The organism is Rhizobium ruizarguesonis, assembly GCF_017357285.1.
GTDB classification, from domain to species: domain Bacteria; phylum Pseudomonadota; class Alphaproteobacteria; order Rhizobiales; family Rhizobiaceae; genus Rhizobium; species Rhizobium ruizarguesonis.
Map to the genome: position 1 here is coordinate 3,121,962 of NZ_CP071678.1, position 12,357 is coordinate 3,134,318.

The following is a 12,357-nucleotide window of genomic DNA, read 5'->3' on the forward strand; positions in this document are numbered from 1 at the left end:
CTATCTCGATCTGAAGGCGTTGACGATGGGCAGGCGCATGGCATTGGCGGCAGGCAGCAGCCCGGTCGCGAGCCCGAGGCCGGCGATGATGGCGACGGATTTCAGCAGCACGGGCATAGTGAAGGCGAGGCCGAATTCCGGCCCAGTCAAGACCGTCGCAAGCTTGGCTAGCACAAGCCCGCCCGCGCCACCGGCGGCGAAGATGAACAGCGTCTCGCCGAGGATCAGCGCCATGATGCGCCCGCTGGAAAAGCCGAGCACCTTCATGACGCCGATTTCGAAGCTGCGTTCCCTCACCGCAAAGAGCATGGTGTAGACCGCGATCATCAGGATGGTCACGAAGGCCGCGCCGACGACGAGGCTGACGATCAGGCCGATATCAGCGAACTGCCGCAGAAAAGCCTCGAGGAACTGCTTTTCCGATTGCGTCCTTGTCGGTGCGGCCGAATTGGCAAACAGTGCGTCGATCCGGGCGGCGAGCACGCCGGATGAAACGCCCGGTCGCGGGCGCACCACGAAGCCATCGACCGTATCCTTTCCGCGGGCGCGCGCCTCATTGATGGCATCATAGCGGGCGATCAGGAAATAGGTGTCGGTGCTGGCATCGGCCCCTTCGAAGATGCCGGCGATCTCAAAACTCCAGTTGCGGCTGCCGTCTTCCCTTGTCAGGTGGCTGGTGACGCCGATGCGCTGGCCGACCGACCAGCCCTGCGCCTCCGCCAGCGCCCGGCCGACCAGCACCCGGTCACGGCCCTCTTCCAGCGCTGATATCAGCTGCGGCGTCAGCCCGAGCTCGTCGCCATTGGCCGCGGCGATCAATCGTGGATCGACCGCGCTCGTCATCACGACATTCTTCTCGACATCGACGAAGCCCCGCATGCGCGTCATATAGGCGACGGCGGCAACATCGCTATCGGCGGCAATCCGGTTGAGATAGGCAAGCGGCAGCGGCTGCGCCCGCCCCGATCTGTTGAAGACGCCGAGCAGCGTATCGCTCGCCCCGGCCGCCCCTTGCGAGCCGCTGAGGAAGCTCGCCGTCAGCCCATAGATCAGGAAGGCGACGCCGACCGAGAACATCAGAAGCGTGGCCCTGAGCGGCTTGCGCCAGGCATTGCGGCGCATCAGCTGGAAGAAGGTCATTGGGCCAACCTTTCCTGCTCGACGAATTCGCCCTTGTTGAGATGCAGCGTGCGCCGGGCAAAGGAAGCCGCCTCGGGATCATGCGTCACCATAATGATGGTCTTCCGCAGTTCTTGATTAAGAAAGCCGAGCATCTCCATGATATCGTTTGCAGACTTCCGGTCGAGATCGCCGGTCGGTTCGTCGCAGAGCAAGAGATCCGGATCGCTGACGATGGCGCGCGCAATGCCGACACGCTGCTGCTGCCCGCCGGACATGCTGGATGGAAACTGCCGCTGCCGCCCCGAGAGCCCGACCAGGTCCATCACCGTCTCGACGCGCGCCCGCCGCTCCTTCCGCTTGAGCGGCTTCAATAGCAGCGGCAGCTCGATATTCTCGCCCGCATTCAGCATCGGCAGCAGATTGTAGAACTGGAAGATAATGCCCATGCTGTGTGCCCGCCAGGCGGCTCTGGCGCCTTCGCCCATCTGCTCGAGATGGCTGCGGCCGATCCTGATCTCCCCTCCGTCGGGGCTATCGATGCCGCCGAGCATGTTGAGCAGTGTAGATTTCCCCGAGCCCGACGGGCCCATGACGGCGACGAAATCGCCGCGGGCTATAGAAAGGTCGAGTCCGGAAAAGATCGGGATCGTCTCCGCGCCAATCTTGAATGCCTTCCTGACGCCGCGAAGCGCGATATAGGGTTCTTGAGTGTCGGTCATCGCTCTGCTCGTTGCTGATGGTCTCTGGTATCCCCGGCCTGCGGCCGAAAGGTCGTAGGTCCGCCCGTCTGTGCGCCGGTGCCCGGGGGATGAGAGGCTGTGGGAACAGAGGTTGCGGCCTCACCCACCACAAGGCGGATGCGCGCGGCCATGGCGGGGCGCATGTCTGGCGGCGGCGAGGAGAGTGACAGGCGAAGCGTCACCGTCCCCTTCTCGCGCGAAATCATCGGAGCGATCTTCGATACTTCCACCGCAAAGGGCCGGTCGGGAAAGCCGTCGAGCACCGCCTCGCCACGCAACCCTGGCCGCATCAACGCGATATTCGCCTCGGCCACATCGGCATCGATGACCATGTTCGCCATGTCGGCAATCGCAAGCAGGCTTTCATTCTCCCGGACGCTGTCCTCGCGCGACAGCACGGTGTCGCCGACATGCGCGGTAAGCCGCGTGACGTTACCTGATATCGGCGCCCGGACGGTCAGCGCCTCCACCTGCTCGCGCGCCCTGTCGATATCGAGATCCGCCTTGGCTACATCCTGCCGTGCCTGCAGGGCAGCATTTTCGGCAGTGTCGAACGCGGTCTTCGCCTCCTCCAGCACCTGCGCCGACATCGCATCGCGCCCGGCCAGCCGCTCGATCCGCGTGAGCGAAGACCGCGCCTGCGAGAGATCAATACTCTTTGCCGCCAGCGCCAGCTCCGCCGACCGCCTGGCAATCTCGGCGCCCTCAAGCGCAAAGCGCGCACCGGCATCATCGAGCCGCACCAGAACCTGCCCCACCGACACCCGGTCGCCGGCCTCAACGTCAACAGTGACGATCCGCCCCTCATATTTGGAGAAGACGGTGGCGATGTCGGCGACGACGACATAACCGGAGCCAGTCACCTCACGGGGCGACAAGGCCCGTGCCGATGGCGTATTAGCAGGCAAAACCCGTGTCGGCTCGATGGCGGCGCCGCTCTCGGCCGGCACCTCCGCTCCACCAACGGATAGCACCGTCCCATCCTTGCCCGCGAAACCTGCCAGCACCGTCTCAATGCGCTGAAGCCTATCGGGTCGATAAAGAAACACTGCCGCTAGCGATGCCATTGCCGCAAGGGCAAGCATTGCTACAGGGATCACGCGCCGCCGGGCCTGACGGTTCGGCGGTTCTGTCTTGAAGGCCGCGGGCTCGATCGAAAGCGATTTCAGCTTGGCGACAAGGTTACGGTCATGTTCGGTTGTCGTGTTCATGCCGCAAGCATCGCCGATCCGGCCGGAACTGCGACCTCGAACACGTTCCAGACAGTCCTCGATCGCGATTGTGTACGTGGTAACGGCAATTGTCGGAGGCTGAGGCTTGCTCCCTTCTTCTCCGGGAGTCCGTGGGACGGGTCGAGCCTCTCTGTCGGTGGAGGGTCGGATGAGCGGGCCACACGGCACGCCCTTTATTGCCCTCGCTTACGCTCCGAGCATTCGCAGTTCCACTGCTCACCTCTTCATTCGCCTGCCAGCGCCTCTTCCCGCTGGGAGAAGATATGTGTGTGGCAGCGACCTCCTATCTCATCCCCCGGCGCAGGGCTGGCGCGGCACGTCGTTCATAATTGCGGAATTGTACGGCGATGACCATCCAGACGAATGGGGTTTCGGCATTCGAAAACGTTAGTGCCTACGAGCCAAAGATACAAATATGTATGACGCTTATTCATCGATCGCGAATTTTGCACCCGCAATGTTCATGCTAGGAAATCCACATATCAGGGCGCCGGCAGCGCGGCGACAATTGTCATGAAGGAACAGGACCGATGAACCAGGCAGCGAACATCATTTCTCCTTCCGCAGGATCAGTGACCGGCGGCGTCCGTGAGGTGCTGCGGCTCGAGGCTTTCGCGATCATGGCGGCCGCGACAACGGCCTATTTCGTCTCCGGCGGCAACCCCTGGCTCTATGCCATTCTGTTCTTCACGCCGGATCTCAGCTTCGCGGCCTATGCTCTCAATGCCCGGCTGGGAGCGATCGTCTACAATATGGTTCACAGCTACATCTCGGCCATACTGCTCGCCGGCGCGAGCTGGCTGCTGGGCATCGACCTGCTCTGGCAGATCGCCCTCATTCTGGCGGCTCATGCCGGCTTTGACCGAAGCCTGGGTTATGGATTGAAATACGCATCCGCCTTCAGCCACACCCATCTGGGCGTTATAGGCAAGCGAACCTGACGAGGACCAAAGCCCCGTCGGGCCTGCTCCTCACCGCTCTGCCTTCTTCTCCCGCCAGGCAACCGGCGTCATATCCGTCACGCGGCGAAACTCGCGGTTAAAGTTGGATTTGGTCTGGAAGCCGACCTCGAACATCACCTCGGTCACCGATTTCTGGGTCACGGCAAGCAGCCGGCAGGCCTCGCCGATCCTGTAGTCATTGACATATTGCGAGACGTTCTTGTCCATCGCCCGGTTGATCGCCGTCGAGATCTGGCGGGCGGGAATGCCGGCCTTGCGGGCCAGCCGGTCGAGATTGAGATTGGCGTCGCGATAGAGTTTCCTCGCGTCCATCAATGCATCGACCATGGCGATCGTCTCCTTATCCTCCGTCGTTTCGGGCTTCAGCGCCGCCTCCGCCGTCTCGGCGGGCGCCCGGCTTCGGCTGGCGGCGGCTGCCGCGATGCCGAGGATGACGAGGACGGCGAGGTTGCTCAGGCTGATCAGCGTCAGCGCATGCTCGCCATGCGCCCAAGTGAAGTCGAGAAACACGAAGATATCGACCGAGGCCGACAGGCATAGCGCCGCCGCCGCGAAGATGATTGCCCGATAGGCCGGCACCGCTCCCTCGAAGGGCGCAAGCCGAAGCGCATCCGCGCCCGGCCGCATCAGAAGCAGGATCGCCAGGGCATAACCGACGAAAACAAGCACCAGCGCGAGATCGATCACATCCCGCCAGACCACCATCAACAAGAGGATGACGGCGGCGGGCACGGCATGCAGCGTAATCCGCGCCGGCAGCGACCGCCGGCTCGTCCTCACCAGACTGGAAACCCCGGCATAGGCAAGCGGCGGCACCATCGCCGCGGTGACCGGCGCGATCACGCTCACCGCCTGCACCCCGTAGCCCCAACGCAGGCCGGAGAGGACGGATTGCAGCACGGCAAGCAGGATCAGTGCCAGAAACGACCGGTTGGGCTGCGCCTCCTCGTCGCGCCTGAGAACGGTGACGAAGAGGATGAGCAGCAGAAGAGCAACGACGAAGGGAAGCGGAATGAACAGCATGGCCTGCAGGATCGGAGTGGCAAACAGATGGCCATCATTGCCGAGATCCTCCGCCGGCGCGACCTTCATCATGTTTTAGGACGTGTTTTAGGCTGGGATTTTTTGTGAACTGCATACCGTGATACCCTCGCCCGGCCCTTCGGGTCGCCGGCCACAAGTCTCAATCCGCCGTTCAGGTGGGTATGGTTGTTTTCCAGCCGACCCGACAGGCTGTCGAGATCGGCGACATCGCAAGTCCGGGTGATCAGCGCGGGCACGACTGTCTGCGCCGTGTCTTTCGGAAAGTTGCTCTGCGAGGACCGGCCTAGCCGAGAGCGCTTTGCGCAGCGCAAATCCGATCGACCAAAGTATCGAGATCGCCCTTTGGCGGGCGGTTCTTGGCCAGGCGCTGCTTGAGATGCATGATCGGCTCCGCCAGAATTTCCTCAAGGCTCTCGGCGCAGGTGAAGTCGCCCGCCACGCTTTTGACCTTTGAATTGTCAAAGATCGCCGACCATGCCTTGTCGCCCCACAGCGGGCCAACCCACTCCGGATTGTAGCGGACAAGGGTGTCCGTCGGCACGTGTACGATCCTGGCCTCGACATCAAGCAATCTGGCGATCGCCGTTTGAATATCGTTCCAGATGTGGGCGCGGTCGGAGGTGATGTGGAAGATCTCGTTCAACGCCGCCGGCTTGCCGAAAAGCCCGACAAAGGGCACCGCGAAATCAACCGAGCGCGTCAGCGTCCAGGGCGTATGGCCATCGCCCGCCACGATGGTGGGCTCGCCATCCAGCATGCGTCTCGCCATGACATCGCTGTCGCCCATCATGATCGGCAGGCCCGTGCGAACGGTGTGACTGGGACGAACGATGGTCCAGGCGAGATTCTGGGAGTTCTTGAGCAGCGTCTCGCAGGCAATCTTGTCCTGGCTATAGCGCCAGTAGGGGTTGATCGCCGGGGTCTGCTCGGTAATCACGTAGTGGCGCGGCGGCTTTTCATAAACCGAGGCCGAAGAGATAAAGATGTACTGGCCGCAGTGCCCGGAAAACACATCGATGTCACGCGCGATCTGATCGGGTGTAAAGGCAATGAACTGACACACGACGTCGTAATTGGCCCTGGCCAAGTCCGCGTAGGCGGGCGCCGCGAGATCGCCGACGATCGCGGTAACCCCCGCAGGCAATGGGTCGCCTCTCAAGCTGCGATTATAGACGCTGACATGGTGGCCCTCAGCAACGGCGCGCTCGACGCATGGATATGAAATCTGGCCGGTACCGCCAACGAAAAGGATTTTCAAAGCCATGTGAAGGACCTCGGTGTCGGATGTGGCGGGGATATGCGGTCAGTCTTCATAGCGCGAAAGAAATTGGTCGTCTCCTGCAAAATCAGGCGCACCGGCTCACGTCATTTGGGTCGACCTGTCCCGTAAACCAACGTGGTGGCATTCCGCATAAACCGATTGGACGACGTGAGGTTCGGCCGCAACCAGCCATTGCCGATACCGCCAAGATCTCTATCTCAAGCCAACAATGCCCCTTCTGTTTGGGATCAGCACAAGACGGAGGCTTTCTTGAAGGATTATCTGCCCTATGCAGCCGGGGTGCTGGCAGGATTATTGGTCGCCTTCCTCATGTCTAGCCTGTTGGCGCTGACGGAGACACCGCAGCTCGTGCTTTTCGCATTGTTGCCGGCCATCGGTGGCGCTCTCGTTGAACGCGTTTGCCGTCGCCGGCCCAACAATTCTTGAAGGGTCCATGGCAAGGCTGAAAGAAATCGTCATTGATTGCGACATTCCCTCGCGCGTCGCCCGGTTCTGGGCGGAGGCGCTCGATGGCTACGACATGATGCCATATGACGACGAAGAACTGGCCCGCCTTGCCGCTCTCGGATTGACACCCGAGACTGACCCGACCGTGATGGTCGAAGGTCCCGGAACCCGCCTTTGCTTCCACCTTCGCCAGGGGGAACGTCCCGCCCGCAACCGACTTCATCTCGATATTGCCACCCCTGATCGGGCCAGGGAGGTAGAGCGGCTTTTATCCCTCGGAGCGAGCTTCGTCCGGGAAGCAGATGGCTACACGGTCTTGAATGATCCCGAAGGCAACAACTTCTGCGTGGCGTCCGAATAGTCCGCTCCGGGCCGAAAGCACGCGCTGCAGCATGAAAGGCTCCCATCTCAGGTCGGCTATACCAGCGCCAAACCGGATCTCCCGCGGAATGTCTGGATCAGACACGATTCAGGAACTCGATCACGCGGAGGGTGAGCAGCGCGGTTGCATCCGCATCATAGGAGGGCAGCGAGCTGTCGGCGAAGTAATGCTGATCGCCTGGGTACAGGAAAAGCTCCGCGTCCTCGACCTTCTCCACGATCTCGCGGGCGGCGTCGATGTCGCCCTCGCCGACGAAAATCGGATCGTTGTCCATGCCGTGGATCTGCACCGCGACGCCGTCTGGCCAGGGTCCGAAGGCCCACTCGCCGCTGATCGGCAGGCAGGAGTAGAAGAGCAGAGCCCCGCGGGCGCCGGGCCGCGTCTGCGCCAGCTTCTGCGCCGGCAGCACCCCGAACGAGAACCCGGCATAGATGAGCGTGGGCGGTAATTCGTCGGCGAGGCGCACGCCGCGCTCCCGCATGGCGTCGAATCCGATCTCGCCGATATAGGCGATCCCCGCTTCGATGCTTGGGAATGTGCGCCCGTCAAAGAGATCAGGCGCGTGCACGATGTGACCGGCTGCCCTGATATCGTCGGCAAACGAGCGCACACCCGGGGTCAGCCCCTGTGCGTGATGGAACAACAGGATCTCAGCCATAAGGAGCCTCCGGGCGGGACGGTTGGGCGCATCGCCACTCTACAGCGTCGCCGCCTTGTCGGGAAGAGTGCGGATACGTTGCGAAGCAACGTCTGCAAACTCGCCGAAAACCGATAGCGGGAAACCTCCGTGACGCTCTACCGGACTGATAGGCCTTCTTGCGCTCAGCCGGCATTTTTAGAGCGGGAAAAACGGCCAAATGCCATCCTTAAAAACGTCTTGTCTCCAAAAGGCATTGTGATTCAAGCTCTTAAGAGTGGCAAAGACGTTTCTAAGAAAGCAACAAATTCCCTGGAATTTTGGAGACGTGTTTCGCTTCTGGTTTTTCGAATTTTCTGGAAAAGTTGGAGCTTCTTAGAAACGTCCTTCCAAACCTCAATGGCGGGGAAAATGGTCGCCGCCGCCGGCGGCATAGTTTTGGGCTTTGCCGAACCACCGCGATGCGGCCTGCGCGGCTTCCTCATTGTCAGGCACAGCCCCACCAACCCACGCCACGAAGCCGTCGGGGCGCACGAGCAGCGCGCTCAGCCCCAGCCGATCCCTCGCATCGCCTGCGACATAGGTGATCCCATTGCAGCGGCCTGCCAGTGCTTGCAGCGGCGCACCGGCGTCAAAGTCCAAAAGCAGGCCTTTGCCCTCCCTGAGGTGATCGGCGAGCTTCGTGCCGTCGGCCAGCTCGAAATCGGGAGCGCTGCGGCCGACCAGCGGGTGACTGCCGCCAAGATCGTAGCGGAGGGACACCCCCCAGACGCGCTCGGCGAAGTATGTCGCGCCGTCGCGCGTGTCAATCAGATCGCGGATGATGGCTTCGAGCGCGCGCGAGCTCCGGCTTGGCCGCATCAGCGCGACCTGGGCGCGCGACCAGTCGAGAATCTCAGTTCCCACTGGATGCCGTTCGCAGATATAGCTGTCGAGCAGACCATCCGGCGCATCGCCGCGGATCGTCGCCGCAAGCTTCCATCCAAGATTCATCGCATCGCCAAGTCCGAGGTTAAGCCCCTGGCCCCCGAGGGGCGAATGGATGTGCGCAGCATCACCCGCAAGCAGCACCCTGCCCTTGCGGTAAGCCGTCGCCTGATAGGCGCGATCCGTCCAGGTGGTGGCAAGCTCGAGGCCCGTCACCGTGACATCGGTGCCGGAGATATGCCGCAACACCTGCTGCACATGCTCCGCCGTGATCGGCTGCGTCCGGTGAAACGCGCCGCCGTCGAAATCGACCATCGCGATCGTGCCGGGCTTTTGATAGGTATACATGCCTGTTGGCGTATAATGGCGGCCCGGGGCGAGCTTCTCCGAATCGGCCATCTCGACTTGAACGGAATAACCGGTGAATTCGGGATCGGTGCCAACGAATTCAAAGCCGCCTGCCCTGCGCACCATGCTGCGCCCGCCGTCACAACCGACGAGCCATCGTCCGCGAAAGCTCTCGCCACCGGCGCGAACGGTCACCCCTTCATCCGACTGGTCGAAACCGTCGACGCCGAGCCCGCGCCGGATCTCCACACCCATCGCGCTTGCGCGCGCGGCCAGGATGGATTCAAGGTGCTCCATCTCGATCGCCATGCTGGTGCCCGCCGGACCTGGCAGGCGATACGGCCACTTCGCTGTGTCGATGGTGTCGTGGAAGAACTGAATGCCGGCGAAATGGCCGCCCGGGCGGCGCAGCTGTTGCATCCAATGCGCTGAAGTCGATTGATCTTTTTCGCGTTGCGGCGCTGTGATGTCATCCAGCAACCCGCGACGGTAGAAGGCTTCGATGGTCGGTGCGGAAAGGCCGCGCATGCCGAACGGCAGCCGTTTCAAGGGCGAATGCGGGTCCTCGGCCTGCTCCAGCACCAGCACCGAGAGGCCGGCCAGCTGCAGTTCGCAGGCGAGAAACAGACCGACAGGGCCGGCACCAGCAATCACAACATCATGAATCATGGGAAAATCGGGCATGAACTACTCCTTTATGGTCGTTCGACCGGAGCAGTTCGTCGTTTCGAGAACCACACGGACGAACAGTGGGACGCTTGAGCAGCGTCCGTGTTCGTCGTGGAGAACTCATGCACGAGGCAAGGAACAGAGCTTTCGTTTCCGAAAGGACTTGGGCCAACCACACCAAGTCATGCCTTTTCCGACATCGGCAACATAGCCGCCGGGCGATCGATCGGCAACAGAAGATATGCTTTTCTGAGGAAGGTTGGGGTAGAGATTCAGTGCACGCTCGCGTGGCACCTAAAAGCGGAGCTCTAAACGTTCGACAGGGTCTTTGGTGAAATCGGAATATCGTATCCACCGAGGAACGACCTTAAACAACACGGCGCCCTTCTCGACAAACTCTCTCTCGACTGGAACGCTTTCAAGGTGCGCTTTCTGGTATTCCTGCACGTCGGAGGCGGAAACCTTCATGGCATCGCCCTCATATTGCACCGTGATGTTCTTGTCCCAGCCGACGACAAGTGCGACGCTGCCTCTATCCGACAGGTTTTCGAACTTGCGCGTCTGTTCGAAGGTATCGAACACGATTTCGAGGTTGTCACGCACCGAAAAGTCAATGACCGCAGCTTCAGGCTTGCCGTCCGCATGCGATGTCGCGATCACCGCCAGGGTGTGCCGGCGCAAGAATTCCAAGATCACTTTCTTGCCTTGAGCGTTATCCATGGCTGAAATCCCCGAGGTGACGTAGAGGGGTATCGAGAGCATGCGAACTCGAGGCATACTCATATCTGAAGCCTGACACAGCGCCGGAGCGAGTCAAGATGTCACATCGGCTTCCCCTTCAGCCTGGACGGTCGCGTATTCGCAGCCGCTCAGAGCGAACGAGAACCCGGCAGACTAGCCCGGCAGGCAGTTCGTCGCCGACAATATCCACCTCGCCCCGGAAACTGTCACCTTCTGCTTGCCGGACGCAATTCATCGCCTCTACATAAGCAGGAAAAGAGGAGGCCGCGCATGCATTCCATCAAACACCCCGGCAAGACGATCGGCGATTTCTGCCGGCCGGATCAAATGGCTCTCGTCGTCTATGACATGCAGATCGGCATCATGCGGCAAATGCCTGACGGCGCCGGCATCACCGCCCGCGTCCTGTCGATTCTGACCGCCGCGCGGGCATCGAACTTTCCCGTCATCTTCATGCGGCACATGTCGATGCCGCTCGCTCTGATGGGCGCCTTCCAGCGCCGTCAGGCCATGGCCTGGCAAAGGATCGACGATCCGGCCGCCATCAAGCCCTGGTTTCTCAGAGGAAGCGAAGGCTTCGAGATCGTGCCTGAACTTCAGCCGCGCTACGACGAGGCGGTGATCGACAAGATTACCTTTTCGGCTTTCGAAGGCACGCCTTTGTCGATCATTCTGCGCGATCTGGGTCTGACCAGCTTCGCCATTTGCGGCGTCGCCACCGAAATCGGCATCGAGCCGACGGTTCGCCACGGTGCCGACCTCGGGCTCGTGCCGCTCGTCATCAGCGACGCCTGCGGCGCCGGGCATGCCGAGGCCGCCGAGCGCTCATTCGCCAACATGGCCTTCATGGGAGATGCGCTGATCTGCCAGTCGGCCGATTTCATCGCAGCAGCCCGGCAGAGCTGACGCTCTCTCGACCTGCCGTGTGAGGCTTCGCGGCGAACGCGCGCGCACCCTTGGGTCAGCCCCTGTGTGTGATGAAACAACAAGACCCCAGCCATACGGAGCCTCCGGCGCCCTCGCCTCACCGGAAGACGTCAATCGCGGGCCAGGCCGTCGATCGCCCTCGCCAACTTCACGAGATCTGCGGCGTAGAACCCGGCAGCGTTGAGACAGTTCGTCTCGAGCAGCTTCAGCCCCTCCTCGGTCCGACAGATATCAATGACATAGGCTTGGGAGTAGCCGGGGTTGATATCAACCATGCGCTGCCCGAAATCCAGCGCATCACCATCGATCTCGTGGCGGTGGACGACACGCGATCCGTCTTTGTAGAGCGAATAGGTGACGATCTGGCCGTCGACCACCCAGAGACGCCATTCGCTGCTGATGCGGACAGGCTCGGTCAGCATCAGCAGCGTGTCGTGGCGAAGCGATCCGTTCGGGATTTCATCTTCGTCGAGCGCCAGTACCATTTCCGCCATACGGATGATCTCGCCGGTCGATTTGACATTTCCGGGCTCCTCCTTGCTGTCGTCGACCGGGCGCAGGAACCAGTCCCTTCCGTCATCCGCCAGACACTGAGGGACATCCCGGAGTGTCAGGAACAGCGCATCAGCGCCGTTGAGAAGGTAAGGATGCCACACCTGTTCGTGAACGAAAGGACGCAGCTTGAAGACACCCGGCCGGTAACCGTTCGCCTCGGCGTTCTTCCACAGCGTGTAGGAGCCAAACATGACCACCGAACCCGGATCAGCGACGACCGGCTCAGGGATGAGCTCGCCGACGAACGGTACGACCTTGTGCCATGTGTAGGAGATTCCGAGCTGGTCGAGCGCCTCGGCCAGCTTGTTGGTATCTTCGAACTGCTGGAGAAGCCACTGCATT

General features: G+C 61.5%; 12 protein-coding genes and 1 pseudogene. 4 read left to right on the top strand and 9 right to left on the bottom strand.

Annotation, left to right across the window (positions count from 1 at the left end):
• Genes J3P73_RS15495 through J3P73_RS15505 form a run of 3 tightly spaced genes read right to left on the bottom strand, consistent with a single transcriptional unit; the run spans position 1 to position 3,073 of the window.
• Entirely contained in the window at positions 1-1,140 is a 1,140-nt protein-coding gene (locus J3P73_RS15495; RefSeq protein ID WP_130688327.1) for an ABC transporter permease, read from the bottom strand.
• Positions 1,137-1,841, bottom strand: a complete 705-nt coding sequence (locus tag J3P73_RS15500; protein ID WP_024322447.1) for an ABC transporter ATP-binding protein — start codon at positions 1,839-1,841, stop codon at positions 1,137-1,139. The genes J3P73_RS15495 and J3P73_RS15500 overlap by 4 nt, the downstream gene beginning before the upstream one ends.
• Positions 1,838-3,073, bottom strand: coding sequence for an efflux RND transporter periplasmic adaptor subunit (locus tag J3P73_RS15505; protein WP_245002677.1), 1,236 nt, complete (start codon positions 3,071-3,073; stop codon positions 1,838-1,840). The genes J3P73_RS15500 and J3P73_RS15505 overlap by 4 nt, the downstream gene beginning before the upstream one ends.
• A gap of 551 nt (positions 3,074-3,624) precedes the next feature.
• Here J3P73_RS15505 and J3P73_RS15510 point away from each other — a divergent pair.
• Complete coding sequence (locus J3P73_RS15510) at positions 3,625-4,035, top strand: DUF4260 domain-containing protein (protein WP_024322449.1); 411 nt, start codon at positions 3,625-3,627, stop codon at positions 4,033-4,035.
• A gap of 30 nt (positions 4,036-4,065) precedes the next feature.
• Here the strand turns inward: J3P73_RS15510 and J3P73_RS15515 are convergent.
• Together J3P73_RS15515 and J3P73_RS15520 are read right to left on the bottom strand one after the other, a co-directional pair.
• Positions 4,066-5,117: pseudogene (locus tag J3P73_RS15515) on the bottom strand (helix-turn-helix domain-containing protein).
• 266 nt (positions 5,118-5,383) lie between these two features.
• Entirely contained in the window at positions 5,384-6,364 is a 981-nt protein-coding gene (locus J3P73_RS15520) for an SDR family oxidoreductase (protein ID WP_024322450.1), read from the bottom strand.
• A gap of 267 nt (positions 6,365-6,631) precedes the next feature.
• Between J3P73_RS15520 and J3P73_RS15525 the strand changes: the two genes are divergently transcribed.
• Positions 6,632-6,808 (top strand): hypothetical protein, encoded by a 177-nt coding sequence (locus J3P73_RS15525; protein ID WP_018074387.1) that lies wholly within the window; start codon positions 6,632-6,634, stop codon positions 6,806-6,808.
• A 7-nt stretch (positions 6,809-6,815) separates the two neighbouring features.
• Complete coding sequence (locus J3P73_RS15530; RefSeq protein ID WP_018074386.1) at positions 6,816-7,190, top strand: VOC family protein; 375 nt, start codon at positions 6,816-6,818, stop codon at positions 7,188-7,190.
• 97 nt (positions 7,191-7,287) lie between these two features.
• Here the strand turns inward: J3P73_RS15530 and J3P73_RS15535 are convergent, their stop codons facing one another.
• The 3 genes from J3P73_RS15535 to J3P73_RS15545 all read right to left on the bottom strand — a co-directional run bounded on the left by J3P73_RS15535 (position 7,288) and on the right by J3P73_RS15545 (position 10,512).
• A complete protein-coding gene (locus J3P73_RS15535) occupies positions 7,288-7,869 on the bottom strand; it encodes a dienelactone hydrolase family protein (protein WP_018074385.1) in 582 nt (193 codons plus the stop codon).
• A 375-nt stretch (positions 7,870-8,244) separates the two neighbouring features.
• Complete coding sequence (locus J3P73_RS15540; protein WP_130692126.1) at positions 8,245-9,807, bottom strand: FAD-dependent monooxygenase; 1,563 nt, start codon at positions 9,805-9,807, stop codon at positions 8,245-8,247.
• A gap of 279 nt (positions 9,808-10,086) precedes the next feature.
• Positions 10,087-10,512, bottom strand: coding sequence for a pyridoxamine 5'-phosphate oxidase family protein (locus J3P73_RS15545; protein WP_018485746.1), 426 nt, complete (start codon positions 10,510-10,512; stop codon positions 10,087-10,089).
• Between the two features lie 291 nt (positions 10,513-10,803).
• Here J3P73_RS15545 and J3P73_RS15550 point away from each other — a divergent pair, with 291 nt between their 5' ends.
• A complete protein-coding gene (locus J3P73_RS15550) occupies positions 10,804-11,439 on the top strand; it encodes a cysteine hydrolase family protein (protein WP_018074382.1) in 636 nt (211 codons plus the stop codon).
• Between the two features lie 131 nt (positions 11,440-11,570).
• Here J3P73_RS15550 and J3P73_RS15555 read toward each other — a convergent pair whose 3' ends face one another.
• The gene (locus J3P73_RS15555; protein ID WP_075224006.1) at positions 11,571-12,356 is read right to left on the bottom strand and encodes an ATP-grasp domain-containing protein; all 786 of its coding nucleotides are present in this window, start codon (positions 12,354-12,356) and stop codon (positions 11,571-11,573) included.
• Between the last annotated feature and the right edge of the window lies 1 nt (position 12,357).

Coding starts and splice junctions, on each gene's coding strand:
- J3P73_RS15495 (WP_130688327.1), bottom strand. CDS start 1,140: ATGACCTTCTTCCAGCTGATGCGCCGCAATGCCTGGCGCAAGCCGCTC.
- J3P73_RS15500 (WP_024322447.1), bottom strand. CDS start 1,841: ATGACCGACACTCAAGAACCCTATATCGCGCTTCGCGGCGTCAGGAAG.
- J3P73_RS15505 (WP_245002677.1), bottom strand. CDS start 3,073: ATGAACACGACAACCGAACATGACCGTAACCTTGTCGCCAAGCTGAAA.
- J3P73_RS15510 (WP_024322449.1), top strand. CDS start 3,625: ATGAACCAGGCAGCGAACATCATTTCTCCTTCCGCAGGATCAGTGACC.
- J3P73_RS15520 (WP_024322450.1), bottom strand. CDS start 6,364: ATGGCTTTGAAAATCCTTTTCGTTGGCGGTACCGGCCAGATTTCATAT.
- J3P73_RS15530 (WP_018074386.1), top strand. CDS start 6,816: ATGGCAAGGCTGAAAGAAATCGTCATTGATTGCGACATTCCCTCGCGC.
- J3P73_RS15535 (WP_018074385.1), bottom strand. CDS start 7,869: ATGGCTGAGATCCTGTTGTTCCATCACGCACAGGGGCTGACCCCGGGT.
- J3P73_RS15540 (WP_130692126.1), bottom strand. CDS start 9,807: ATGCCCGATTTTCCCATGATTCATGATGTTGTGATTGCTGGTGCCGGC.
- J3P73_RS15545 (WP_018485746.1), bottom strand. CDS start 10,512: ATGGATAACGCTCAAGGCAAGAAAGTGATCTTGGAATTCTTGCGCCGG.
- J3P73_RS15550 (WP_018074382.1), top strand. CDS start 10,804: ATGCATTCCATCAAACACCCCGGCAAGACGATCGGCGATTTCTGCCGG.
- J3P73_RS15555 (WP_075224006.1), bottom strand. CDS start 12,356: ATGCAGTGGCTTCTCCAGCAGTTCGAAGATACCAACAAGCTGGCCGAG.